This is a genomic window from Glycomyces rhizosphaerae (assembly GCF_042647865.1).
In the GTDB taxonomy this organism is placed as follows: domain Bacteria; phylum Actinomycetota; class Actinomycetes; order Mycobacteriales; family Micromonosporaceae; genus Glycomyces; species Glycomyces rhizosphaerae.
On the sequence record NZ_JBHRWO010000010.1, the window covers coordinates 663,845 to 688,829 of the forward strand.

The following is a 24,985-nucleotide window of genomic DNA, read 5'->3' on the forward strand; positions in this document are numbered from 1 at the left end:
GGTCGCTCATGAGACCGGGCGGAAGGCCTCCTGCCAGGTGCAGCCCCGATCGTCGCTCGTGAGGATTCGGCCGTCGTCGGTGGCGAGGAACAACTCGTCACCGGCGGCGGTGAACGCCGCCGGTGCCACGCCCGGAGTCTCGATCGCCGGTTCCCAGGTGGTGCCCGCGTCCGTCGACTCGATCAGGCCGAGCGAGGAGGGGCCGTCCTCCCCCCGGGGCCGGATGCCCGGACGCCAGGAAGTGGTCAGGGCCGGCGACGGTGAAACCCATCGTGTCCTGGCTGCCTTCGCCGACCAGATCGGCGGTGCTCGTTTCGGCGGTCTCCAGCCGGGAATACCGCAGCGAGCAGCGGAGTTGAACCGGCTTGCCTACATACCCCCAGGGGGTATAAGGTCAGGCCGACGGTCAACGATACGGAAGGAGCCTCAAGTGAACGGTCACCACGCCCAGGGCGACGACGCGAGGCACCACGAACACCACGACGATCATTCCCATCACGGCGGTCATGCCGCACACGGCGAGCACGCGGACCATGTCGGGCACAGCACGACGACTGCCCGGGAACCCGTGAATCTCCAAGCCCGCGGTGCGCATGAGGGGCACGGAACTCACGGCGGCCATGGGGCTCATGAAGGTCACGGCGGGCATGACAAGCACGCCGGCCACGACCCGGAGATGTTCCGCCGCAAGTTCTGGCTCAGCCTGATCCTTACGATCCCGCTGATCATCACCAGCCACATGATCATGGACTGGTTCGGGTACACACTGGACTTCCCCGGTATGGAACTCGTCGGGCCCGTCCTCGGCTCGGCCGTGTTCCTCTACGGCGGCTGGCCGTTCCTCGCCGGCGGCGTCCGCGAGGTCCGCGACCGAGCCCCAGGCATGATGCTCCTGATCGCCACCGCTATCACCGTCGCCTACGTGGCCTCACTGGTGACCAGTTTCGGCCTGTTCGACCTCGAGTTCTGGTGGGAGCTGGGCGCGCTGGTGTCGATCATGCTGCTCGGCCACTGGCAGGAGATGAAGGCCATCGGCCAGGCCCAGGGAGCCCTCGCCGCACTTGCGGCGCTGCTGCCCGACGAGGCCGAACGCGTCCGCGAGGACGGCTCGACCGAGACCGTCCCCGCGAGCGACCTGGGGGTCGGCGACGTGGTGCTGGTCCGCTCCGGTTCCCGCGTCCCGGCCGACGGTGAGATCACCGAGGGCGAAGCCGAGATGGACGAGTCCATGATCACCGGCGAATCCCGCCCGGTCCCCAGGGGCCCGGGTGAGCGCGTCGTGGCCGGGACCGTCGCGACAGACTCGGCGATCCGGGTGCGCATCAACGCGGTCGGCGACGATACCGCCCTGGCGGGTATTCAGCGGCTCGTCTCGCAGGCGCAGGAGTCCCGCGGGCGCGGGCAGGTCCTGGCCGACCGGTTCGCCGCTCTGCTGTTCTATATCGCCATGGGCGCCGGTGTGCTCACCTTCATCGTCTGGTCGCTCCTCGGCGACAACACTTCAGCTGTCGTCCGGACGGTGACCGTCCTCGTCATCGCCTGCCCGCACGCGCTCGGTCTGGCGATTCCGCTGGTCATCTCAATTACTACTGCGGTCTCGGCCAAGGCGGGCATCCTGGTGAAGGACCGGCTCGCGATCGAGCGGATGCGCACTGTGGACGCCGTCCTGTTCGACAAGACCGGGACGCTGACCAAGGGCGAGCACACCGTCGCCGGCATCGCCGGAGCCGAGGGTGTGGACCGCGACGAGGTGCTGCACCTGGCCGCGGCGGTCGAGTCCGATTCCGAGCACCCGCTCGCCCGCGCGATCGTCGCGCACCACGGCCATGCGCACGGCGAAGGCGCGCACGCCTCCGACTTCCGTTCCCGCACCGGCAAGGGCGTCGAGGCCACCGTCGACGGCCGCCACTACGCGGTGGGCGGACCGGCGCTACTTCGTGAACTCGGCATCGAGCCTCCGAACGAGCTGGAGGGTGACATCGACACCTGGTCGGGCCGCGGTGCGACCGTCCTCTACCTCATCGCCCTCGGCGACAAGACGAAGATGCTCGGTGCGCTCGCGTTGGAGGACGAGATCAGGCCCGAGGCGCGGCAGGCCATCGCCGACCTGCGCGCCCAGGGCGTGCAGAAGATCGCGATGATCACCGGCGACGCCCGCGCCGTCGCCGAAGCGGTCGCCGCTGACCTCGGCTTTGTCGAAGGCCGCGACGAGGTCTTCGCCGAAGTGCTGCCCGCCGACAAGGACCAGGCCGTGGCCGAGCTCCAAAAGCGCGGGCTGCGGGTGGCGATGGTGGGAGACGGCGTGAACGACGCGCCGGCCCTGGCGCGGGCCGACGTCGGCATCGCGATCGGCGCGGGCACCGACGTGGCGATCGAGTCCGCCGGGGTGGTCCTGGCCTCCTCGGACCCGCGCGGCGTCGGAGGCGTCCGGCGGCTGTCGAAGGCGAGCTACCGCAAGATGATCGAGAACCTCGGCTGGGCCGCGGGCTACAACATCGTCGCGATCCCCCTTGCCGCGGGAGTCCTGGCCTGGGCCGGACTCACGCTGAGTCCGGCGGTCGGCGCGGTGCTGATGTCGGCCTCCACGATCGTGGTCGCCCTCAACGCCCAGCTGCTGCGCCGGGTCAAGCTGACGCCGGAATCCTGAGAGGCGAAGGGCCGCAGACCATGACGGTCTGCGGCCCGCGCGACAAGGGCCTACTCGGGGATGCCCAGAGTGGCGGACTCCCCGTCGGCGAATCCGATTTCGACGCGCAGAGGGCCTGACGTGCCGGTCACGGTGCGCAGGCCCTCGGGCTTCGTTCCGCACCAGTCCTCGATCACGTCGGCCGGACCGGCGACCTCGATGCCGGTGATGCCTACTGGCGCGCGACGATGCTCGGCTGCAAGCGGCGGGAAGCCCTCCGACCAGTGAATCAGGCAGGGCAGGAAGCGCCGAGCGAAGTTCTGACCGAAGCCGGCCAGCAGGTACGGCGGGAAGCCCGGTCCCTCGGCAGGCGCCGCGATCAGGGACATCTCGTTCCTGGCAGCGAGCTCGCGAAGCCGCTGCTCCTCTTCGACCGTCACGAGCCAGGCCACCGGGATCAGCGCCTGTGAGGGATGGGCGTCGAGTGCCTCCATGTCGAACCGCAGCAACGGCGGGGCACCGGGCGCGGGGTCCTCGCCGTTCGGGTAGTGGATCTCCAGGAGCTGGCCGTGGCGCAGCGGCACGACGAGGTTCGAGAGCCCGAGGCCCGGTATGACCCGCCCGCGGGCGATGCCCAGTCCGGCCTGGTCGAGCGCCTGCTCGGCCTCGTGCTTGGAGCGGGCGGCGAGTACGACGTGATCGATCTCCATCCGCTCACCCTACCCATATTGAAAATAGTTTTCAATAATGCCGCAGGGCTCCCAATGACGACGCGGCGGCGCTTGCGCTGGCCGTAGCGGGTCATGCCGCGGGGCTTGAAGACTTCGCAGTGGTCATTTCGAGGAAGTCGGTCAGCTTGGCCTCCAGGTAGTCGCGAAGGGGCGGTGTCGCGCGGAAGGCCCACCACGTCAGCGACCCTTGCCAGTACGCGGCCATCGCGAAGCCGATGCCCGCGGGGGCTCCCGGGACCGACGTGAAGCGTGCTTCGAGTGCCGAGGTCAGCGCTGATTCCCATGCGGCGCCGCGCGCGCGGAGGATCGGGTCGCGAACGTCCTCGCGCAGGAGGAGCAGGCCCTCCGCGTAGGAATCGACGCCCTCGTAGCCCTCCGGCAGTCCGATAAGGAGTTCGACTGCGCCGCTGGGGGTGAGCGGCGTACTCGACGCCAGTTCCCGGGTTCGGGCGTCGAGTTCGTCCCACGCGTGCAGCAGGGTGCGCTGAGTGAGCGCCGCCTTGTTCCCGAAGCGCTGGACGAGGGTCGCCGCAGAGAGCCCGCATCGGTTCGCGAGTGCCGCGAAGGTCAAGCCGGCGACGCCGCCTGTGCGAACGAGCAGGAGGGCGGCGTCGAGCACTCGGGCGTCGGTCTGGGTCTTCGGTCGAGTCATGCATATACTATAACCGAACGTACGTTTATAAACTCGAGAGGAGACTTGCCTTGCATCTCAAGGGAAAGACCGCACTGGTTGCCGGTGCAACGCGAGGCGGCGGCCGAGGCATCGCCGTCGAGCTCGGCGCGGCGGGAGCCACGGTGTACGTGACCGGCCGCACGACGCGCGACCGAACCTCCGAGTACGGCCGACCGGAGACCATCGAGGACACCGCCGAACTGGTCGAGCGGGCCGGCGGTGTCGGCATTCCCGTCTCCGTCGACCATCTCGTTTCGGAGGAGGTGAGGGCGCTGGTCGACCGCATCCGCGACGAGCGGGGCCGCCTCGACGTGCTGGTCAACAACATCTGGGGCGGCGAGCACCTGTTCGAGTTCGACAAGACCGTCTGGGAGCACGATCTCGACAAGGGCCTGCGCCTGCTCCGCCTGGCGGTCGACACTCACCTGGTCACCGCCCACCACGCGCTCCCGCTGCTCATCGAACGTCCGGGCGGCCTCCTGATCGAGGTCACCGACGGGACGACGGAGTACAACGCCCGGCACTACCGCAACTCGCCGTTCTACGACGTGGCGAAGACGGCGGTCAACCGCATGGCCTGGGTGCACGCCAAGGACCTCGAGAAGTACGGGGCCGCAGCGGTCTCGCTGACCCCGGGCTGGATGCGGTCGGAGATGATGCTCGACGTCTTCGGCGTCACCGAGGAGAACTGGCGCGACGCCGTCGCCCGGGAACCGCACTTCGCGATCTCCGAGACGCCGCGCTATCTCGGGCGCGCCGCCGCGGCGCTCGCGGGGGACCCCGACCGCGCGCGGTGGAACGGCCGGTCGGTATCGAGCGGGGAGTTGGCGAAGGAGTACGGCTTCACGGACCTGGACGGTTCGCAGCCCGACGCATGGCGGTACATCCCCGAAGTCCAGGACGCCGGCAAGCCGGCCGATGCCAGCAATTACCGCTGACGCGTGCAGCGGTTAGGGCGTCGGGCGGTCGAGTCCGGCGGCGCAGCAAGAGGACGTCGAGCCCGAAGCCCTGCGGCCCCTGGCACCGCAGGGCTCGGGCGACGTGTCCGTCAGGCTCAGACGGCGGCCGCATGCAGGCGCTCGGCGAAGCGGCGGAACCCCTCCCGGAAGGCGTCAGGGGCCTCGATCGTGAAGTCGGCGTCGAGGAAGGCGAGCGTGACGAGCGGCCACTCCCACGAGTCGAGGCGCAGGGCCACGCGGGTGCGCCCGTCGTCGAGCGCGCTCAGTTCCACGGTGTCGTGGCGGAACGCCTCGGCGACGGGTCCGGGGTGTTCCTCGATGGTGAACGCGACGGGCTGCCGGTGCTTGCCGATGCCCTCGATGAGGTAGTCGACGGCGGGCGGGGCGGGCCGCGGTTCGAATCGGGTCGTGGTCAGACGCAAGCCGGAAAGGCGGTCGGTGCGGAAGACGCGCCAGTCGCCGCGGTCGAGATCCCAGCCGAGGAGGAACCACCGCTGGAGGTGGAGGACCTGGCGGTAGGGCTCGACGCGTCGGGACGAGGCCGCGCCGTCCTTGCGCACGTAGTCGAAGGCGACGACCTGCCGGTCCGCGATCGCGTCGGCGAGTTCGCCGAGGTCTCCGGTGCTGGTGCTCGGGGCGTGGACCTCACTGGTCTCCAGGCTGGAGCGGACCCGTGCGATCCGGTGGCGGAGGCGTTTCGGCAGGTACTGCTCGACCTTCCCGTAAGCGCGGGTGGCGGCCTCGTCGACCGAGCCTTCATCGGCGCGGCCGGCGGCCGCGAGCGCGGCGAGGCCGAGCAGGATCGCGATGGCCTCGTCGTCCTCGAGCATGAGCGGCGGCATCACGGTGCCGGCGGTGAGCCGGTAGTGGCCGCCGGGGCCCGGGCGGGTCTCGACCGGGTAGCCGTACTCGCGCAGGCGGTCGATGTCCCGCCGCAGCGTCCGCGGGCTCACTCCCAGCCGCGAGGCGAGTTCACCTCCGCCGAACGAGCGGCCGGTCTGCAGTGACGCCAGGAGCGAGAGCATCCTGGAGGTGACATCGGACATGTTCCCAGTGTGCCTGAAAATGCGGTCAGAAACCGGCCGCATCTGCGCCTAGCGTCGGAGGCATGAACGAACGCATGATCCGCATTCGCGGCGCCAGGTCCAACAACCTCAAGTCGGTGGACCTGGAAGTGCCGCGCGGGAGCCTGACCGTGTTCGCTGGGCCGTCCGGTTCCGGGAAGTCGTCGCTGGTGTTCGACACGATCGCCGCCGAGGCCGGTCACCAGGTCAATGAGACGTATCCTCCGTTCCTGCGGAACCGGCTGCCGAAGTGGACGCGGCCCGAGGCCGACGAGATCTCGGGCCTGTCTCCCGTGGTCGTCATCGACCAGCGCCGTCTCGGCGGCAACGCCCGGTCGACCGTCGGGACGATCACCGACACGTGGACGTACCTGCGGCTGCTCTACTCGCGGATCGGCGAGCCGCAACTCGGCGAGTCGAACCGCTTCTCCTTCAACGAAACCGCGGGCATGTGCCCGACCTGCTCCGGCCTGGGCGAGGCTGTGGAGATCGACGTCGCATCGTTCCTCGACCCCGGCAGGTCGCTGAAGGAGGGCGCGATCCTCCTGCCCGGCTTCGTGGACGGCGGCTACTGGCTCTCCAAGTACACCGACCTCGGGTGGCTCCCGGTCGACGCGCCGCTGCGGTCCTGGACCGAGGACGAGCGCAGCGCGCTGCTGTACGGCGGCGCGCACGCCGCCCGGCTCGGCGTGACGCCGCCGGCCGACTTCGAGGGCCTGGTGGAGTGGTTCGAGCGGATCTACCTGCACACCTCGGACAGCCTGTCGGACCGCAAACAGGAAGCCATCGACCGGTTCACGAGATCGGGCACGTGCCCGGATTGCGGCGGTGACCGGTTGAACGCCGAGGCCCGGGCCGTCACCGTGCTCGGCCGCACCATCGGCGAGATGGCCCTCATGGAGGTCGCCGAACTCGCGGACCTCGTTGCGGGCGTTCAGGAGGCGGCCGTGGCGCCGGTGGCGTCGGCGCTCGTGGAGCGGCTGCGTGCGATGGATGCGATCGGGCTCGGCTACCTGCACCTGGGACGGGCCACGACGAGCCTGTCCGGGGGCGAGTCGCAGCGGGTGAAGACCGTGAAGCACCTGGGCAGCAGCCTGATCGAGATGCTGTACATCTTCGACGAGCCCACGGTGGGCCTGCACCCGCAGGACGTCCACGCCATGATCGGACTGCTGAAGCGGCTGCGGGACAAGGGGAACACGGTGCTCGTGGTCGAACACGATCCGGCCGTGATGGCGGTCGCCGACCAGATCGTCGAGATCGGGCCGGATGGGGGGACCGCCGGCGGCAGGGTGGTCTTCCACGGGACGTTCGACCAGCTCCGCGAGGCCGACACACCGACCGCGCTCGCGCTCGCGAAAGCCGCCCCGGCCGACGCCGCGCCGCGAGAAGCCGCCGAGACGATCACCATCGAACAGGCAGAGCGCAACAACCTTCATGGTGTCACCGTCGACCTCCCGACCGGGGTGCTGACCGCGCTCACCGGCGTCGCCGGGTCTGGGAAGTCGAGCCTGGCGGCCGAACTCGTCGAGCAGCACGGCGCGATCGTCGTCGACCAGCGCCCCGTCTCCGCCAACCGCCGGTCCACGCCGATCACCTACACCGGGATCGCCGCGTCGATCCGGCGGCTGTTCGCGAAGGCGAGCGGCCTGCCCGCCAAGTACTTCAGCGCCAATTCCGAAGGAGCCTGCCCCGACTGCAGAGGCCTCGGCGTCGTCTACACCGATCTCGCGTTCATGGACGGGCACGAGGCCGTGTGCGAGACGTGCGGCGGGCGCCGGTTCACCGAGGAGGCGCTGCGGCACCGTGTCGACGGGCTCACCATCGCCGATGTGGGGGACCTGACCATCTCGGATGCGCTGCACCGTCTCGCGGATCCGGCCATTCGCAGGGGTCTGCACCACCTCGACCGCGTCGGGCTCGGCTACCTGCGTCTCGGGCAGCCGCTGACGACGCTCTCGGGTGGGGAGTGCCAGCGCGTCAAGATCGCGCGGGAGCTGCGCGAAGTCGCCGAGCCGTCGCTGTATGTGCTCGACGAGCCGACGACCGGGCTGCACCTGCGCGACATCGACACGCTCATGGAGGTGCTGTCCCTACTGGTCGAGGGCGGCCACACCGTCGTGGTCATCGAACACAACGTCGAGGTGATCCGCCGCGCCGACTGGATCGTGGACCTCGGCCCGGGCGCGGGCCGCCACGGCGGGCGGGTCCTGTACGAGGGCCCCGTGGCGGACATGCGAGGCACCGCGACCGCACGGGCGCTCGGGCAGGGCTAGGTGTGGTGTTCAGGGAGGTTGGTCAGTCGGGTGACTGGTGGCCGGCCTCCCTGACCATCACATCGAGATCGGGCCCGATTGCCGTCGGCGCTGCCTTTCAAGTGCGATCAAGCGCTTATTCGCAGGTGAGCGAGGGTAGCTTAAGCAAGGGGGTCAAAGCTCGTGGATAGGACGCATGGGGCGCAGAGCCGGTCGGCGACGACGGAGCTGGATTACGCCGCGCTCTTCGAGGCGACACCGAGCCCGTGTGCGGTGCTCGGACCGGATCTGGTGATCGTCGAGGTCAACCGGGCCTATCTCAAAGCCGCCGGCCGCACTCGCGCGGAACTGCTCGGGCGGTACATCTTCGACTCCTCCCCGGAGAACCGGGCCGATCCCGAGCCGGACTGGATGGAAGACTGGAGAGCCTCGCTGGACAGAGTTCTTCAGTCGCGGGAGCCGGACACGATGGCGCTGCAGAAGTGCGGCATCCCCTTGGGCCGGCCCGGCGTGTTCGAGGAGCGCTGGTGGCTGCCGGTCAACACGCCGATCCTGGGCCCGGACCGCGCAGTCGAGTGGATCGTCATTCGGGCGGAGGACGTGACCCCGTTCATCAAGGCCATCGCCTCCGGCGACGGACCGTCGATCGAGAGGGCGGCGGAGGAGACCGAACTGTACGCGCGGGCCCTCGAGCTGAACCACCTCAACCAGGAGCTGCGGCTGGCCCACATGCGCGAGCATGAAATGACGGTCACTCTGCAGCGGACCATGCTGATGACGCCGGACTTCGAGCACCACGACGACGTCGCGGTGCGCTACCTGCCCGCCGACGACTCGCTGGCAGTGTCGGGGGACTGGTACGACTTGATCGACCTGAAAGGCGGCCGCTTCGCACTGACGATAGGCGACGTCGTCGGGCACGGACTGGAAGCCGCCGCGGTCATGGGCATGCTGCGAAGTGTGCTCAACGCCGCTGTCCGCACCTTGGAGCGCCCTGCCCATGCCTTGGAGGTCCTGGGCCTGTTCGCCCGCTCGATCGAGGGCGCCATGAACACCACATCCATCAACGCGCTGGTGGACCCCGACAGCCGGTTGATCACCTACAGCAACGCGGGGCACCCGCCGTCTATTCTCCTGCACTCGGATGGCGAGTGCGAGCTGCTGAACCAGGCCCTCGACCCGCCGCTGGGCGCTCGCCCCCAGCCCGTCCCCTACTCACAGGCCGGGCAGGCCTACATCCCCGGCGACACGCTCGTGCTCTATACCGACGGGTTGATCGAGCGCCGCGGGGAGGACATCGACGTGGGGCTCGACCGCCTCATCTCGACTTTGGGACGCCACAGAACCCACGACCCGGAACTCCTGGCCGATGCGCTGCTGTCCGATCTCGGTGTGGGTAGCGGCCTTGCACGCGACGACATCGCCTTGATCGTCGTCGGGCTGTGACCGCCGATCGGCGCTGATGCCTGCGATCCAACGGGCAGTCGCTGCTCCAGTGAGGCCGTCTTCGCGTCTGGGATAGAGCGGTCGACCCGATTGGCGGGCCGACCGCTCAAGGCCTCATACGGACGGTCTTCAGTCAGGAGGCGAGAGCATATCTGCCGCTGCGGCACCTGCGACTCGCTCGGGCATGGGAGTCCGGGGGATTGCGAAAGTCGTCGATGACGACGGTGATCACCGCGACGACCGACAGGACGATCACGGCCGCCACGATGACCGCGACGGCGATCAAGCGCTTGTGTGTCATCGTGCCTCCTTCCAAGGGGAGTTCCTGTATAGCAACGACTCGTCGGGACCGGTCCCGGATTTCGCTGAGGCCCTTCAATCGGAGGCGGTCTCGATCGCCTCGCTGCCCGGACAGGCCGGGGCCAGCGCGGCAGCCTCTTCGAGTTCCGGATACTGCTCCACATAGGTCGTGAACCCGGTGCCGTCGGCGCCGATGCTCAATGGCCTGAACCCGGCGAGGTCCCAGACGGCCAGGAAGTGGACCGACGTGAGGCCCTCGCCTGCGGGATAGGACGCCGCATGATCGGCGTGCTCCTCGAACTTGACGCGCAGCTCCCCGAGCTCGGTCCGGTACTGCTCCAGCATCACCTGGGCGTCATCGCCTGGGGCGTCCGGGACCGCGGCGGCCTGCCCTTCCCATGTCCCGATGAGGCTCAGCGTGTCGCCGATGAACTCGAGCAAGGGGGCTCGATCCTCCTCGGTCGTCGTGTCCGGGACCGTGCCGTCGAACGGCTCCGGTACCGCCGCGGTGTAGGCCGCGCAGAACCCGTCGAGCCACGCGACCAGGTCGGCATCAGGCCCGGATTCCGTTGCCTGCTCCGCGGTCTGGCCGCTCTCGCCTTCGGCGCTGCCGTCGGTGCATCCGGCGAGCGCGGCCAAGGCCATCGCAAGGATCAAGAGCCGCTTAGCCATCGGATCTCCTCGGCAGTCGGATCGTTCGGGGTCGACGAATGATGCGGCGTACCGACCGGGACCGGTCCCGGCGGCCTCGCCGGTCCGTGGCGAGTCTCGGTCCCGGCCTCGTGCGTCTCAGCCCGTCGGCCGCCATCGCGGTGCAGCGGCACCCTCGCCGCTGGTCTCACGCCGCGAAGGGCGGCGTCTCTTAAGACGTCGCCCTGGCGGTTTCAGTTGTGGGTCAATCGGTTTCGTACTCGGCGGGGTCGTAGACCGGCGCGGGCAGGGAGGCTGCCAGCGCGGTGAGTGCTTCGAGGCCGTAGCCGTCGACCGTGCCGCCGTCGACGCTGGTTTCGATCAGGACTGCCCATCCGGCGTCGTCGAAGACCCCGATGGTCCAGGAGCAGGTCGCTTCGTCGATGCACCAGGTCCGAGTGGCGACGGTGCGGCCGTCGACGTCGGTCTGGGCGCATTGGTCGTCCTTGTCGTCGCCCGGGGCGCCGCATTCGACCAGGTACGGGCCGGTGCCGGCGCCCTCAGGCGGCAGGCCCGGGAGCCACCCGCCCGGCAGGAAGTAGCGGACGTTCATGCTGATCGGGGTGCCGATGCCGTCGTCGAAGGGCAACGTGACGTCGGTGGTGTAGGTGCGCTGCACGACTTCGGCGGAGTCGGTGTGGAGCCCGACGGCGCTGCCGCCGTGCCGCTCGGTGGCGCCGTAGACGCCCTCGATCACGGTGACCGCTGCGTCGAGGCTCGCCTGCGCGTCAGGGGCCGCGGACTGGACCCAGGAATCGTCGGAGGGCCAGCCGGGCTGCATGTCGAGGAACTCGACCGGCGCGAGTTCGCCGGTGTCGTATTCGATCTGCGGCATGGCGAGCATCGCGTCGGTCAGGTCCTCGAGCGACATCTCGTGGCCCTGCCCCTCGCAGTCGAGGTCCCACCACGAGGTGAGCGCCGATCCGTTCGGGTACACGACGGCGGCTTCGAGCGCGCAGCCGTGGTCGGCTGTCATGAGGGTGCGGCCGTCGTCGAGGGTCTCGGTGGCGAATTCGGGGGCCTCGTCGGTCCAGGACGCTTCGTCGCTGATGAGGTGCTGGGGGAACGAGACGTCGCCGGTGGGGCCGGGCTCGGCGGTCCAGCCGCCGGGCTGGTAGCCGGCGATGCGGTAGGCCAGGGTTTCGGCTTCTTCGTTGGAGTCGAGCGCGACATAGGCGCGCAGGGACGCCTGCCCGCCTTCGGCGTCGATCGCGCGGGGCGCGAAGTTGAACTGCTCCTGGTTGAATCCGAGTTCGGAGAGCGCGGCGTAGTAGTCCCCGCCGTGCTCGTCCATGATCTCCAGGGCGGCTTCGTCGGAGGGGAACTCGTAGTCGAGCGCGTCCGCGTCGAAGATCCCCGCGTTCACCGCGAGCTCGCCGAACGCGTCCTTGGCCGCGCTGTTGAGTTCCCGGCCGACCGGGTCGGGGCTGTCGTACTGGGGGTGGACGGGCGGGTAGGCGGCAGTGGCCGGGTCGAAGTCGAAGCTCTCGCCGGCCGGGAACGACTGGGCGGCGTCCGGCGCCTGACTGCCGTCGCCGAACCCGTTGAGCGACAAGGCGAGGACGGCGGCGATCGCGGCGACTCCCGCGGTCGAGGCGGCGCCGATCGCCGCGGTGCGGCGGGCCTGAGCGCGGTAGCCGCGGCGCATGACCTGCTTGACGTCCACTGCGGATGGCGGGGCGGGGTCGTCGGGACGTCCCCGCAGCAGCAGTTGCTCGGTGTGGTCGTGGTGTTCCATCGGTGTCCTTCCTTACGCGCTGACGGGGACGAGGGTCCCGTCCAGCAGTCGGCGCAGTTTGCCCATGCCCCTTGAGGTCTGGCTTTTCACGGTCCCGGCGGAGCAGCCCATGGCGGCGGCCGTCTCGTCGACCGAAAGCTGCTCCCAGTAACGGAGCACGATCGTCACGCGCTCGCGGGTCGAGAGCGTGTCGAGCGCCTCCGCGATCGTGAGGCGCAGCTCGACCTCCTCCTGAGGCCCTTCGATGCGCTGGACCGGCATGTTGTCGGTGACGCGCTCGCGGCGCACCCAGGCGAGCCGCCGGTGGGACAGGTACACGTTGGTGACGATGCGGCGCGCGTATGCGGGCGCGCCGCCGGGATCGACGCGGTTCCAGGCGGCGAACAGTTTCGTGAGCGCCTTCTGGACGATGTCGTCTGCCTGGTGCCAGTCCCCGCTCAGGTAGTACGCGTACCGCCTGAGGCGGTCGCGATGTTCGCGGTCGAACGACTGGAATTCGGCCTCGCGTTGCTCCTTGCTCTCCAACTAGGGCCTCTTTCGGGTGACGGGTCGGGGTGCGGGCCGCGCGGTGGTGCCTCGAGGCCCTGCACCCGTAACTACGCGGTCCGCGGCACGACCGTTGTCAAGATAGGCGCACTCAACCGGCCGCCTCCCGGATGCCAACGGGCCGCGTCGGTGCGCGCGTATGGACCGTTGCCAGACGATTCCGAAGACATTGGAGATGCCATGCGCCAGAAATTGATAGGAGTGGCCGTCGCCATGGCCGCCACGGGGCTCGTCCCGGGGGCCGCGGCCGCCGAGACCGCCCCGGAGGCGGCGATCGCGGTCGGGCTGGAGTCGGTGGCGCTGCCGACCGGCGACGCCCTGGCCGTCGATGCGGAGGGCATGCTCGTGTCCGACGGGACCGGGCCGGGCTACGCGCTGACGCGCAGCGTGGACGGCGACCGCATCGCGGTCCCGCTCGACACGATCGACAAGGTCGCTTCGGGCGGGCTCGAACTCGGTTCGTTCAATGTGGATGATCCGGGAGAGGAGCCGGAGGAGCCCGCGGAGCCCGGCACCGAGGTCACGATCGAATCGAAGTGGCTCGACGGGTCCGCGCCCGACGTGCTCGGCGTTTCAGCGGTGAACGTGGCGACCGGCGAACGGGGCGGTCCGTACTACTTCGACGGCGGCACCGGCACCCTCGACCTCCCGCCCGGCCGCTACCAGCTGCTCGCGATGCTCCACGACGACTTCGAGTCCGAGGACTACGACTCGCTCTTCGCGATCCAGGAGATCCGCGTCGGCGCCCGGCCGTCGACCGTGGTGGTCGACGGGACGAGGGCCGAGCCGGTCGGCTTCGACCTCGACCGAGAGGTGGTCGCCGAAGCGTTCATCTTCGAGGCCTTCAGCTACGAGCCGGACACTGAGGACGGGGCCTGGATCGCGTTGTGGGCCTTCCCTGGCGGCGACGTCTACGCGGTGCCTACCGGGCGTCTCACCGGCGGCCGGGACGTCGGGTTCACGATCCGCGCGGGCTACTCGAGCCCCGCGGATGCGACTGAGGCGTACAGCTACAACCTGTTCCGCACCGAGCTCGGCGGCATCCCGTGCGACATGGTCGAGACCGTCCACGACGAGGACCTCGCGGCGGTCGAGAGCGAGTACCAGGCCCTGGGGACGAAGTCGTCGTTCTCGCGCATGGACATGGCCGTTCACCCCGTGTACGAGCCATGGGCCTTCACTGGGACCGGCGAGATCGCCCTGCCGTCCGAGCGCACCGAGTTCTACACCGCTGACGAGGACCTTTACTGGGAACAGCGCGGTGTCTTCCCCTACGGGCGGATCGGCGATGCCTCGGACTGGGCGTACCGCGACGCGGGCGTCCTCGAAGCCGGCGAGACCGCGACCGCCGTCTGGAACGACGCACCGATCTCGGTCGGCCTCGAGAACCTCGGCCAGGACTTCCCTCCGGCGATGTTCTACCGGTGGGACGAGTACGAAGGGGTCTTCTTCGGGCCGTGGATGTTCTCGACCGCGTCCGGCGACGAGGCGGTCCAGGGCGAGTTCTACGACGGCGCGATGACCTTGTCCAACAACGGGACCCTCATCGCGTCCGGCGACGACATGGGCCTCGCCGTCGAGTCGGCTGCGCTCCGACCCGGTCGGCTCACCGTCACCGCCGACTTCGAGCGCGGCGTCGACTGGTCCCTTTTGGGCACCCGCTCGACCGCCGCCTGGGACTTCGCGTACGACCCTGCGGCCGACCCGGTCCTTCCGGTCTCGGTCGTCGAGTTCAGCACCCCGGGGCTGGAGAACGGCTACGCCGAGGCCGGCACGACCCAGGAGTTCGCCCTCGAGTTCGTACAGCAGCCCGGCGGCGACGACCAGGCTTGCGCTGCGATGACCTTCGAGATCTCCTTTGACGACGGGGCGACCTGGACCGCCGTCCCGATCCGCCTCGTCGGCGACACCGCCGACGCCTCGGTCGAACTCCCCGCCGAGGCCGCGTTCGGCTCGGTGCGTTTCACTGCCGCCGACGAGGCCGGCAACACCGTCATGCACGAGACCATCCGATCGTTCGGCATCCGCTAAGCGACCCAAGGAGACAGGACCGGGGACGCCTTCGGGCGTCCCCGGACCGCTCAGTGACATTCGTCCAGGGGCCGAGACGTCGCCCATTCTCTTGCACGGGCGGGCGTCTTCAAGTCCCTGCGTTCTACCCTCGCCGCTCTCGTTTCTTCTCGGTTTACTCCAAGCGGTCTGCCCGAGGCTGCAGGGCAACCACTTTCAACGAACGTCCTGTGCCCGAAGGGATTTGGGAAATCGCGGCCCGGTTGATCCCGTATTTCTGCCTCTGTTCTGCCGGTGTCCCGCCTTGTAAAGGCCGTCTCTCGCTGCCAAAATGATCCTGAACAGAGGCCGCGTCGTCTGGAACGGGTACTACGACTTCGTTTGGCCGACCGCTGTCCGACTCAACGAGAGGGGTTCATCCCCAAAGGACAACCACTGGGCAAGCCGCCAACCGGACAACGTCTGAATACCCGATTCGAAGGAGATTCCATGCCTTCTATTTCACGCCTTCTTGCGCTGATCGCGGCAGCAATGCTGGTGCTTTCATCGCAGGTGCTCACTACGGGCGGCATCGCCGCAGCATCTGAGAGTGACGATGCATCTGCGCTCAAGAGTGTCGATGTTGGACCTGTCAGCATGGCCACATCAATGACGTGCAACGGGGATCGATCGTCGGTGGGTAATGCGTGGGTCACCCTCAACGGGGACTACGTCACGGTGAACGACCACTGCGCTGACGGGAACTCGGTCATGGCACGGGTGCAGATGGAAGTCAACGGACAGGTGAAGTATTGGTTTTGCTATAACCATTCAGGCGGTGGAAGCACAAAGGTATGTGACTTCGATTGGCCTGAAGGGCCCCAAATCAAGACTGTGATCTTCTTTGCGCATCCCGGTATTCGCGACGAATATCAAATGGGGACCTTGCGGCACTGGCGGGATGGATGATCGTTCAGCAACCTCATGCCTCTTTCGAGTGACGCCGGTGCATAGCGGGCGTCGCCCACCTCAGGACCTGGATGGTCCTGAGGTGGGCGATGCCAGGGCTTGATCAAGTTCCCTGAGGGTTCGGGTTGTGTGTGATGCCCAGGATTGGGAGGGCTCGTTCGGGTTCTTCCCGGATCGCTCTGGTGGTCTTGGCGATGTTGACCGCGCCGAGGATCTTGAGGGCGCCGATGGCGAGGTTGCGGAACGCGGCCATGGCGCGGGGCGCGGTCCCGGCGTGAACGGTCGAGGCGTCCTCGCTGAAGGTGACGTCTCTGATGTGGTGGCTTGAGTTCTCGATGCCCCACTCGCCGCGGATGAACGCGGCGATCTGGGCGGGTGTGGCCTGGTGCGCGTCGAGGCTGGTCACGGCGTAGTCGGTCCGGCGGGACTCTTTCTTCCCGGTCTCCTGGCGGCGGCGGTGCAGGCGGATCGCGAGCGTCGCGTGGGGGAAGGCGATGCCGCCGAGGTTGTCCGCCACCGCCATCGTCTTGATCGAGCGAGACTCCCGGCGTCCGTGTCCGGTCTCGGAAGCCGAATACGCAACCGACACCTCGTTCCAGGGGAGGGCGCTGATCTGGGCGTAGGCGAGCGGCTGGTTCGACTTGATCACGGCGACGTAGTGCTTGCTTCTCCTCGACGAGCCAGGTGATGTTGGCCTTGACCGAGTGGAGGGCGTCGAAGGTGACCACCGAGCCGGCCAGGTCGAGCGCTTCCAGCAGGGGCCGGAAGTGCTTCGTCTCGTTGGTTTTCGCTCCGATTTCGGCCTGAGCGATGGTGGCGACGATGCCCTGGGTGACGACCGAGAGCAGATGGCGGTGCTTCTGATCGAGCCGGGCCGAGCCTTTCAACGCCTTGCCGTCCAGGCTGACCGCACGCAGGTTCTTGGCCTGGCCGGTCTCAGCGGTGTCCGGCTCGGTGGCGCTGTGGTGCTGGTCGGCGAGGTAGGCGCCGACCGCGGCATCGAGCGCGTCCCCGTCGAGGCGTTCGAGGACGCGGCCGATAGCTGCCCGCGAGGAGGAGCGGCGCCAGCGCAGCGGGTGGCGCCGGATGCCGATGGCCGCCAACACTTCTGCTGCGGCCCGCTCGCCCCATTCGGCAAGCTCGTCGATGCTCTTCGCGCCTGAGACCGTCGCGCAGGCGCAGACCAGCAGGATCGCGGTCAGGGAGTACCAGCGGCCCCGCCGCGATCTCGGATCGGGGACCGTGTCGAGGTAGGGGCGCAGGTCAGCGACCCGGTCGGGGTTGAGGGGACCCAGGTTCGCGAGCACGACTGGGACCTGTGAGGATACATCGGCAGGCACGGCACTCTTTCATGATCATCGGGCATAAGACGCCACAATGATCACGAACTTCGTGCCTGCTTCGCTCTGCGCCCCAAACCGTCCCAGCCCGATCATCCACACGAGCTCGGAACATGATCAAGCCCTGCAACCCTGTTGGCATTCGGAAGAGGCGATTTACCCGGTGATTACCAACGTTGCTCGACACTCCTCCCCGACAGTCGCCCCAGATGCATATGTCGAGATGCTCACGGAGGATGCTAAGAGGGCCATCGAATGCTTGGAGGAGGCACCCTCTGACTTCGCCGACGCGTTCTCTTCGGCGCTGGCCGCCGCGAAGGGCCGCTCTATCATCGATCCGTCGGCCGAGAGCGAACATACCTTGGAGAGCTATGCAACGGCGGCCGAGGTCGGCGCCGCGTTGTTCCGATCGGCGAATTCCAGCAAGGGCAGCATCCGCGCGGCGATTGCGGGGAGCCTGCGCGAGATCGCAAGCACAGGACCGCAGCCGTACGCAGACGCGGCTACGTGGGTCGATGCCTTCTGGCTTGCCGTCATCTGCCGCGACCTGAACAATGCAGACATGCTCGCCGACATCCCGGTCTCGCTCCTTCGCGCCTCAGGGGCAGTCTGCGATCCCTACATCTATGACTGGGTGGAAGCGCTTCAGGCGTTCTGGCGTGGCGATCCGGATCAGGCATTGGGCGACAAGCTCGTGGCGGCAGTTGAAGGCTGCGCGCCCAACGCCCTGCGCATCACTGAAGCCGAGCATGTCCTCAAGATCGTGCACCCGCCCATGGACCTTTTCTACCGGTTCATCGTGCTGGACGAGGAGGAAGGGTTCGACGCCGCTCTGGTCGAGGCTCTCGAACTTCACCAGAGCTACTACGCAGAGACCGAGGACCGAGCGAATGAGATCCAAGGGCTCGTTTCCCTCCCGCTCTTGGCCATTACAAACCTCCGCTGCGATACCGGTTGGTCCATCGATGTGGAGTCGGACTACATCCCGCTGCATCTCGTGGAAGCATTCGAGATTTCACAACCTGCCCGTCAAACCGCGATGTGTCGTTCGCGCGAGACTCCACCAGGCCCTTGCGGCGCAGATTGCCTTGCGGCGGAATCGCCGCCAGCAGGTGATCCCTGATCCGAAGCCGAGCTCGGGTGGCAGGTGCTTCCAGCTGATCCCGGTATAGAGCACGAACAGGATGCCTTGCAAACACTGCCGGTCGCCGCGTGGAACCGGGCCGTGCGTGCCGGGACGATGGACCGGCAGCAGCGACTCGATCCGCATCCACAGAGTTCGTTGATCTGCTACGGCTTCGCCATGACCGTTCAACGAGCAAACCCGAAGCCCGCAACGCACAACCGGTCCGACCGCCCACGAGCTTGAACAGGTTCCAAGGCCCTGCTCGATCACCGCGCACACATCAACTCGCGAGACCGATTCGGCCCGACCTTGCCGGCGACGGCCCGGCCGAGATTCTCAACGAACTGCGTGCCCGGGGCGGAAAGAGCTTCAAATAGGCGGAAGCGATCACCTCAGGAACTTGAACAAGCCCTGGGGCGATGCCCGCTCGACGACCCGTCGGCGGCGACTCGTGGGCGCTGCAGGTCTCATTCAGGGGTGGGCGGGGGCGAGGCCGATGCTTCGGTGGCGAGTCGTCCGAGCTCGGTCAGTACCGCGGCAAGAGCTTCCAGGCCCTGATGGAAGGCGCCGTTGACGGAGACGGTTCGGCCGGGTCGCTGAAGCACGAGGTGTGAGGTGTGGAAGCCGCCGCGATACGCCTTGTGCCACTTCCGATCGACGGTGATGTCGTGGGCGGCGAGCTCGCTGTAGGTCATACGCACTGCACCAGGGAAGTAAACGGCGCCATCGGTGAACGCGACCGGCTCGTATTCGCGCGACTTGAACCCGAACCAGTCATTGTGGTGACCGCGATTGACGTATGCGATCAAGTGCTCGCTGCGGGTTTGGTCTTGATGCTCGTGAAACCTCTGACGGACGGGGTGGTCGGGGGCGGGGTCGATGATGGCGTCGAGTGCGAAGGGGGCCTCTGCAAGCACTCGACGAACGGCGGCTGCATCGAATGGCGGGCTCGCTGACACTGCTCCGGGGGTCGGCTCCTGCGGTTTGCGCTGCAGTGTGAGTTTGAGGTCGCCGATGCCGCCGACGATTGAGCGGGTGGGGTTCTGCCTTGATCCTGCCGCCCGCAGCGACTCGCTGACGTATTTGTACAGGTCGTCGGCGGAGACCTGGCCGTCGCCGTCCAGATCGGCGTCGCCGGATCGCAGACCACGAACGACGGCGTCGGTGAAGACCGACAGCGGTTTCGGATCAGCCGTCGACTTGAGTTCGAAGGCTTGCTGGATGCGGTCGCTGGCGCTGATGACGTAGGTACCGGACTCGGTGAACGTCCCGCCGATGTCGAGTCGCGGGTTCGCGCTCTTGGCTCCGGCCCGGAACGCTCCGCTGAAGCAGCAGTCGAGCAGCAGGATCTTCCTGCGGGCGATCGCGGTTTGGAGATACTTGCTGACGAATTCCGCTGGGACCGCGTGGGACTCGAGCAGTTCGGGTTCCGGTTCGGTGTCGGTGCCGGCAAAGTAGAGCAGTTCCTCGTCGTCTTTGAGGCCGTGGCAGGAGAAGTACAGCAGCAGTTCGTCGTCGGGTTCGGAATGGACGAGGAACCGCTGGACCGCGCGTTGGATCAGGTGCACGGGGCGATCGCGCACTTCGATGACCGTGTAGCCGCCGATGTCGGGATCGCCCAGCACCTCCGCGAGCGCGTCGAGGTCGTTGAGCGGGGCCTTGAGCGGCCGCAGCCCGTCGTGCCCGTAGGTTGCGGTGCCGACCAGGAGGGCCTTACGGGAGTTCACCATCGGCACCTTGCGATGAGTCGGTCCTCTCCCAGAATGTCTCGGCGATCTTCGCGGCCTGCTTCTGCGTGATCCCGTTCAGTTCGAGGGAGTGCTCGCCGAGGGTGACCTTGGCGGTGCGCCCGGACCGCTGTCGTTCCCAGGCCCTTATGGCTTCTCGGAGAATGCCGAACGCCGAGGTCGCCACGGTGGCGATCAGTGCGGCGTCGTTGAGCGCATCGAAGGACTTCGCATCATCGGTCGCCGCGCCGCTGCGCGAACGAACGACGGTGCCGACCTGCTTGGCGATCAGGATCCTCCGCAATGCCGCGACGGCGTCATTGTGCTCCTGCTCGTCGGCGTCGGGACCGAGGTCGACGGTGACGCGGAAGTCGATGCGCTGCATGGTCGTCCTCCTGGCCGCTGAGGTAAGCGTGGCCTGCGCCACACAGGACCTCCAGGATAGCCGGATCGGCTCAAGGGCCGGCGGGGGCCGCCTGGGAACCCTCCGGGGCGTGCCGGTGCTTGGGGGCGGTGAGGGCTACGAGGCCCGCCCCGAGGAGCGCGGCGATCAGGGACCCGGCGAGCACGCCGATCTTCGCCTCAGCGGTGAGCAGTTCGGTGCCTTCGCCGCGGAAGGCGAGCTCGGTGATGAACAGCGCCACCGTGAACCCGATCCCGGCGACCGCCGCGATGCCGACCAGCAGCGGCCAGCCGGTCCCGTTCGGCAGGCGGCCCGCACCGAGCTTGACCGCGATCCACGTGGCGAGCGTGATGCCGACCGTCTTGCCGAGCACGAGCCCCAGGACGATGCCGAGCGTGACCGCCGAGGTCGCGGCAGTGGCGATCAGATCGCCGGAAAGGGCGACCCCGGCATTGGCGAGGGCGAACAGCGGGAGCACCACGAACGAGGAGAACGGGTGATTGGCCGCCTGCAGGCGGTCGGTCGGCGCGAGGGCGTCGCGGCGCAACCGCACGAGCTGCTCGGTCTCCTCGGCCGTGAGCCCTTCCTTGGCCAGCTCCTGGGCCCGCGCGTGCGCGGCGGCCGGGTCGAACAGGGGCTTGGCGGCGATGATCAGGCCCATGATGACGCCTGCGATGGTGGCGTGGATCCCCGATTCGAGCATCGCCAGCCACAGGGCGACGCCGACGATGAGGTAGACCGGCGCGGACCAGACGTTGAGCAGGCGCAGCCCGATCGCGACGAGGAGGATGACCCCGGCGGCGGTGAGCCAGCCCAGGGACACCTCCTCGGTGTAGAAGACGGCGATGACGGCGATCGCGCCCAGGTCGTCGACGATCGCGAGGGTCAGCAGGAACACCCGTGCCGCCGAAGGGATCCGGGAACCGAACAGCGCCAGCACGCCGACGGCGAACGCGATGTCGGTGGCCATGGGGATGCCCCAGCCGACTGCGCCCTCTCCGCCGGCGTTGAGGGCCGCGTAGATGAGGGCGGGGACGGCCATGCCGCCGATCGCGCCCGCGATCGGGGCGACCGCGTTGCGGATGCTTCGCAGTTCACCGGAGACGATCTCGCTCTTGATCTCCATGCCCACCACGAAGAAGAAGATCGCCATGAGCCCGTCGTTGATCCAGTCGCGCAGCGAGTGGTGCAGCTCGAAGCCGCCGATGTGCAGGCTGATGTCCAGGCCCCACAGCCACTCGTACGACGCGGCCCAGGGAGAGTTCGCCCAGACCATCGCGACGACCGCGCACGCCAGCAGCACGATCCCCGAAGCGGGTTCGATGTGGAGGAACGCGGCGGCCGGGCGGCCGACGAAGCGGGCGAGCGGCCTGCGGGAGTAGAGGAACGCGGGGCGCGAACGCCACAGGGGCGAGGTCCAGGGCTCTTTCGTGGACTGCACGGGTGGGGGCTCCGATCAGAAGGCAGGGCGAATTCCCGCCGACCAGACTTCCCGGCACACCAAGCCACACCCTACCCGATCTCCAACGGAGGCTCATTGCAGTCGGTTACGGGTGGTACTGCCTTGCGATAGCACGCCGTCTAGGCCTTCCCGGCGAGCTTGACGCGGATCTGATCGGCGTCGGGGTGGCCGAGGTCGTCGAAGATCTCGAGCGCCCGTCGCCATGAGTCCCGGGCCGCGGCGTCGTCCCCGGCCGTGCGCTGAGCGTCCCCGAGGTTGGCGAGCGAAGCGGCCTCGCCGGAGCGGAAACTGAGCTCCCGGCTCAGGTCGACGGCGTGCCGGTAGTGGCTGATGGCCTGTTCATGGTGCTCGAGACGGAGGCGGATGTATCCGAGGCTGTCCAAAGTGGCGGCCTGGCCGGCCCGGTCGCCGGTGGCTCGCGCGAGGACCAGCGCCTCCTCACAGCACGCCAGCGCCTTCTCGTAGTCCCCGTCGACCAGGGCATGGTGCCAGCCGATCGAGTTGAGCGCGACGGCTTGGCCGCCTTGGTGCCCGACGTCCCTGTACAGGTCGAGGGCGCGCCGGTTGCATTCGATCGCCTCGTCGAACCGCTCCTGCCGGCGCCACATGTAGCCGCGGAGCTGGTAGAGGTGGCCCTGTCCGGCGCGGTCGTCCAGCTCCCCGCACAGGATCTGCACTTCGTCGAGCAGCCGGTGGGCCTCCTCGAAGCGTTCGATGAGGGAATAGGCCAGTGCGAGTCGGCGCTGCACCCGGACCCGCACGGTCCCGTCGTCGTGTGCTCGGACGGCTTCCGAGACGGTCTGCCAGCAGTCCACCAGGTCGTGCCAGTGCCCCGTGCGGTGCAGATTGTCGGTGACGGCCCAGGCCAATTGCCAGCAGTGGTCCTGGAACCCGCGCGACGCCGCATGGTGGACGGCGGCGAGCAGCACCCTGTTTTCGGCGACGAACCAGGTCATCGCGGCGTCGCCGTCCTTCGAGTGTTCCGGGGTGACGCCGGGGGCGGCCGGGACGAGCTCGATCGGGTCCTGGATCGGATTGATCAGCCGGTGGCCTGCGTATGCGGTGTGGAGGTAGTAGTCGAGGACGCGGCGTCCAGCGGCTGCAAGGCCGTCGTGCCCGTCCTCGGCGGCGGCGAGCTCGGCCGCGTAGGCGCGTAGAAGGTCGTGGAACGCGAACCGCCCCGGGACCTGTTCGATCAGGAGACTGGCGCGCGCGAGTTCGGCGAGCCGTCGGCGGGCCTGGTGCGGGGCGATCCCGGCGGCTGCGGCGGCCGCGGCGGGGGCGAGGTTCGGCCCGGGGTGCGCGCTGAGGAGCCGGAACATTCGCGCCGTTTCAGCGGACAGGGCGCGGTAGGACCAGGAGAACACGGCGCGGACGTCGAGAGCCGGGTCGAACCCGGTGAGGGCCTCGAACCGGTCGGCCGCCTTCCGCAGGTCGGCGGCGAGCGCGGTCAGGGTGAACGTCGGGTTCGCCGCGGCGCGGGCGGCGACCACGGTCAGTGCCAGTGGCAGTCCGGCGCAGGCGTCGATGATCTGGTCGGTGGCGTCGGGTTCGGCGGCGGTCCGGTGCTTGTGGAGTCGCCGCTCCAGCAGTAGACCAGCGTCGTCGGCGTCGAGCTGGCTGAGTGTGATCGGTTGCGCGCCTTGGGCTATCAATCCGGAGAGTTGGTCGCGGCTGGTGATGACGGCCAGGGCGCCGTCCTGGCCCGGCAGGAGCGGGCGGACCTGCTCGGCGTCGCGGGCGTTGTCCAGGATGATCAGGACTCGCTTGTCGGCCAGCAGGCTTCGGTACAGGCCGATCTGGGCGTCGAATTCGTTCGGGACTCGTTCGGACGGCACGCCGAACGCGGAGAGGAAGGCGCGCACGGCCTCGCCGGATGCCGTCGGCGGTCCGAGGTCGAATCCGCGCAGGTCGATGTACAGCTGCCCGTCGGGAAAGCGGGCCGCGGCGCGGTGCGCCCAGTGAACGGCCAGCGCGGTCTTGCCGATCCCGCCGGAGCCGCAGATCGCGACGGCTCCGATCCCGTCGGCTCCGACGCCCGACACCAGTTCATCCATTACGGACAGTTCGGCGGCGCGTCCGGTGAAATGGGCGGGGGCAGCGGGGAGCTGCCGGGGCACCGCCCAGTCCTCGGGCGGTTGCGAGCGGGGAGGGGCGGCGTCGGCGCGGCGTTGCAGGGCCGGGTCGCAGTCGAGGATCTGGCGGTGCAGGCGTTCGACCGCCGGCGAGGGCGCGATGCCCAGTTCGTCGTCCAGCAGGCGATACAGGCGCTGGTACGCCTCCAGTGCCTCGCCGGACCGTCCGGCCCGGTGGAGGCCGAGCATGAGCAGCCGCCACAGGCTCTCACGCAGCGGGTATGCGGCGGTCAACTGCTCCAGTTCGGCCACCGCCGAGGTGGGCGCGTCCAGCTCCAGCTCCGCACCGAGGCATTGCTCGGTGACGTCCATGCGCAACTCGTCGAGCAGCCGGGCCTTGTCCCGCACCGCCGGGACATCGATGCCGGCGAACGAGGCGGGCCCGCGCCACAGGTCGAGTCCTTCCCGAAACGCGGTGGCGGCCTCCTTGAACCTGCGGTCGCGCAGTGCCGCCCGTCCTCGGGCGGCGAGGGAGGCGAAACGGTGCGCGTCCACCGATTCGGGTGCCGCCTCCAGAACGTAGCCGCCGGCCCGGGCACGAAGCGCCACACCGTTATCGAACCCGCTCAGCTCCTTCCGCAGCTGGTAGACATAGGCCCGCAGTGTCGCCGCGGCCGCCTGCGGGGGTGTCCCCGACCACAGCTGGTCGATGAGCCAGTCGCGTTCGGACACCCGGTTCACATCGAGGAGGAGCAGGGCCAGCAGCGCCCTCGGTTTCGCCGCCCGGGGCGTCACCGTCCGGCCGCCCACGTCCAGCTCGGGCGGGCCCAGGATCCGAAACCTAACCGTGTTTTCAGCCATGCCGA

The 24,985-nt window shown here is 68.5% G+C and carries 21 protein-coding genes and 2 pseudogenes; 7 read left to right on the forward strand and 16 right to left on the reverse strand.

Annotated features, from left to right (window positions below; genetic code table 11):
* Positions 1 to 6: 6 nt before the first annotated feature.
* Both ACFO8M_RS12880 and ACFO8M_RS12885 read right to left on the reverse strand, forming a co-directional pair.
* On the reverse strand, positions 7 to 129 hold the full coding sequence (locus ACFO8M_RS12880) for a hypothetical protein (protein WP_387975636.1): 123 nt from the start codon (positions 127 to 129) through the stop codon (positions 7 to 9).
* Positions 130 to 406: 277 nt separating this feature from the next.
* On the reverse strand, positions 407 to 667 hold the full coding sequence (locus ACFO8M_RS12885) for a hypothetical protein (RefSeq protein ID WP_387975639.1): 261 nt from the start codon (positions 665 to 667) through the stop codon (positions 407 to 409).
* Between the two features lie 9 nt (positions 668 to 676).
* Between ACFO8M_RS12885 and ACFO8M_RS12890 the strand changes: the two genes are divergently transcribed.
* A complete protein-coding gene (locus ACFO8M_RS12890; RefSeq protein ID WP_387975642.1) occupies positions 677 to 2,647 on the forward strand; it encodes a heavy metal translocating P-type ATPase in 1,971 nt (656 codons plus the stop codon).
* Between the two features lie 50 nt (positions 2,648 to 2,697).
* Here the strand turns inward: ACFO8M_RS12890 and ACFO8M_RS12895 are convergent, their stop codons facing one another.
* Both ACFO8M_RS12895 and ACFO8M_RS12900 read right to left on the reverse strand, forming a co-directional pair.
* Positions 2,698 to 3,336, reverse strand: a complete 639-nt coding sequence (locus tag ACFO8M_RS12895; protein ID WP_387975645.1) for a VOC family protein — start codon at positions 3,334 to 3,336, stop codon at positions 2,698 to 2,700.
* Positions 3,337 to 3,427: 91 nt separating this feature from the next.
* Complete coding sequence (locus tag ACFO8M_RS12900) at positions 3,428 to 4,009, reverse strand: TetR/AcrR family transcriptional regulator (RefSeq protein WP_387975648.1); 582 nt, start codon at positions 4,007 to 4,009, stop codon at positions 3,428 to 3,430.
* 50 nt (positions 4,010 to 4,059) lie between these two features.
* Here ACFO8M_RS12900 and ACFO8M_RS12905 point away from each other — a divergent pair, with 50 nt between their 5' ends.
* Positions 4,060 to 4,968: an SDR family oxidoreductase gene (locus ACFO8M_RS12905; protein ID WP_387975651.1), complete on the forward strand. Its 909-nt coding sequence runs from the start codon at positions 4,060 to 4,062 to the stop codon at positions 4,966 to 4,968.
* 116 nt (positions 4,969 to 5,084) lie between these two features.
* Here ACFO8M_RS12905 and ACFO8M_RS12910 read toward each other — a convergent pair whose 3' ends face one another.
* A complete protein-coding gene (locus ACFO8M_RS12910) occupies positions 5,085 to 6,035 on the reverse strand; it encodes a helix-turn-helix transcriptional regulator (RefSeq protein WP_387975653.1) in 951 nt (316 codons plus the stop codon).
* 62 nt (positions 6,036 to 6,097) lie between these two features.
* Between ACFO8M_RS12910 and ACFO8M_RS12915 the strand changes: the two genes are divergently transcribed.
* Both ACFO8M_RS12915 and ACFO8M_RS12920 read left to right on the forward strand, forming a co-directional pair.
* Positions 6,098 to 8,329 (forward strand): ATP-binding cassette domain-containing protein, encoded by a 2,232-nt coding sequence (locus ACFO8M_RS12915; RefSeq protein ID WP_387975656.1) that lies wholly within the window; start codon positions 6,098 to 6,100, stop codon positions 8,327 to 8,329.
* Positions 8,330 to 8,491: 162 nt separating this feature from the next.
* Positions 8,492 to 9,754, forward strand: coding sequence for a PP2C family protein-serine/threonine phosphatase (locus ACFO8M_RS12920; RefSeq protein ID WP_387975659.1), 1,263 nt, complete (start codon positions 8,492 to 8,494; stop codon positions 9,752 to 9,754).
* 133 nt (positions 9,755 to 9,887) lie between these two features.
* Here the strand turns inward: ACFO8M_RS12920 and ACFO8M_RS12925 are convergent, their stop codons facing one another.
* From ACFO8M_RS12925 to ACFO8M_RS12940, 4 genes are all read right to left on the reverse strand, one after another.
* Complete coding sequence (locus ACFO8M_RS12925) at positions 9,888 to 10,055, reverse strand: hypothetical protein (protein WP_387975662.1); 168 nt, start codon at positions 10,053 to 10,055, stop codon at positions 9,888 to 9,890.
* A gap of 74 nt (positions 10,056 to 10,129) precedes the next feature.
* Entirely contained in the window at positions 10,130 to 10,726 is a 597-nt protein-coding gene (locus ACFO8M_RS12930; RefSeq protein ID WP_387975665.1) for a hypothetical protein, read from the reverse strand.
* A gap of 223 nt (positions 10,727 to 10,949) precedes the next feature.
* A complete protein-coding gene (locus ACFO8M_RS12935) occupies positions 10,950 to 12,482 on the reverse strand; it encodes a hypothetical protein (protein WP_387975667.1) in 1,533 nt (510 codons plus the stop codon).
* A gap of 12 nt (positions 12,483 to 12,494) precedes the next feature.
* Positions 12,495 to 13,007 carry a SigE family RNA polymerase sigma factor gene (locus ACFO8M_RS12940; protein ID WP_387975670.1) on the reverse strand — a complete coding sequence of 171 codons (513 nt, stop codon included), beginning with the start codon at positions 13,005 to 13,007 and terminating at the stop codon, positions 12,495 to 12,497.
* A gap of 201 nt (positions 13,008 to 13,208) precedes the next feature.
* Here ACFO8M_RS12940 and ACFO8M_RS12945 point away from each other — a divergent pair, with 201 nt between their 5' ends.
* Positions 13,209 to 15,059, forward strand: a complete 1,851-nt coding sequence (locus tag ACFO8M_RS12945) for a hypothetical protein (RefSeq protein WP_387975673.1) — start codon at positions 13,209 to 13,211, stop codon at positions 15,057 to 15,059.
* Between the two features lie 468 nt (positions 15,060 to 15,527).
* The gene (locus tag ACFO8M_RS12950; RefSeq protein ID WP_387975675.1) at positions 15,528 to 15,986 is read left to right on the forward strand and encodes a hypothetical protein; all 459 of its coding nucleotides are present in this window, start codon (positions 15,528 to 15,530) and stop codon (positions 15,984 to 15,986) included.
* A 103-nt stretch (positions 15,987 to 16,089) separates the two neighbouring features.
* On the opposite strand, the gene ACFO8M_RS12955 is transcribed toward ACFO8M_RS12950, so the two are convergent.
* Together ACFO8M_RS12955 and ACFO8M_RS12960 are read right to left on the reverse strand one after the other, a co-directional pair.
* Positions 16,090 to 16,635, reverse strand: a complete 546-nt coding sequence (locus ACFO8M_RS12955) for an ISAs1 family transposase (RefSeq protein ID WP_387975678.1) — start codon at positions 16,633 to 16,635, stop codon at positions 16,090 to 16,092.
* Positions 16,636 to 17,026: 391 nt separating this feature from the next.
* A pseudogene (locus tag ACFO8M_RS12960) lies at positions 17,027 to 17,326 on the reverse strand (transposase family protein); the annotation flags it as partial.
* Between the two features lie 223 nt (positions 17,327 to 17,549).
* Here ACFO8M_RS12960 and ACFO8M_RS12965 point away from each other — a divergent pair.
* Positions 17,550 to 18,449 carry an immunity 49 family protein gene (locus ACFO8M_RS12965; protein WP_387976378.1) on the forward strand — a complete coding sequence of 300 codons (900 nt, stop codon included), beginning with the start codon at positions 17,550 to 17,552 and terminating at the stop codon, positions 18,447 to 18,449.
* On the opposite strand, the pseudogene ACFO8M_RS12970 reads toward ACFO8M_RS12965, so the two are convergent.
* From ACFO8M_RS12970 to ACFO8M_RS12990, 5 genes and pseudogenes are all read right to left on the reverse strand, one after another.
* Positions 18,420 to 18,596: pseudogene (locus ACFO8M_RS12970) on the reverse strand (transposase); the annotation flags it as partial. The gene ACFO8M_RS12965 and the pseudogene ACFO8M_RS12970 overlap by 30 nt on opposite strands.
* A 323-nt stretch (positions 18,597 to 18,919) precedes the next feature.
* Positions 18,920 to 20,182 carry a caspase family protein gene (locus ACFO8M_RS12975; RefSeq protein ID WP_387975681.1) on the reverse strand — a complete coding sequence of 421 codons (1,263 nt, stop codon included), beginning with the start codon at positions 20,180 to 20,182 and terminating at the stop codon, positions 18,920 to 18,922.
* Positions 20,166 to 20,564: a hypothetical protein gene (locus ACFO8M_RS12980; RefSeq protein ID WP_387975684.1), complete on the reverse strand. Its 399-nt coding sequence runs from the start codon at positions 20,562 to 20,564 to the stop codon at positions 20,166 to 20,168. The genes ACFO8M_RS12975 and ACFO8M_RS12980 overlap by 17 nt, the downstream gene beginning before the upstream one ends.
* Before the next feature lie 70 nt (positions 20,565 to 20,634).
* Positions 20,635 to 22,023, reverse strand: a complete 1,389-nt coding sequence (gene nhaA, locus ACFO8M_RS12985) for a Na+/H+ antiporter NhaA (protein WP_387975687.1) — start codon at positions 22,021 to 22,023, stop codon at positions 20,635 to 20,637.
* Positions 22,024 to 22,163: 140 nt separating this feature from the next.
* A complete protein-coding gene (locus ACFO8M_RS12990; RefSeq protein ID WP_387975690.1) occupies positions 22,164 to 24,980 on the reverse strand; it encodes an AfsR/SARP family transcriptional regulator in 2,817 nt (938 codons plus the stop codon).
* Positions 24,981 to 24,985 lie beyond the last annotated feature (5 nt).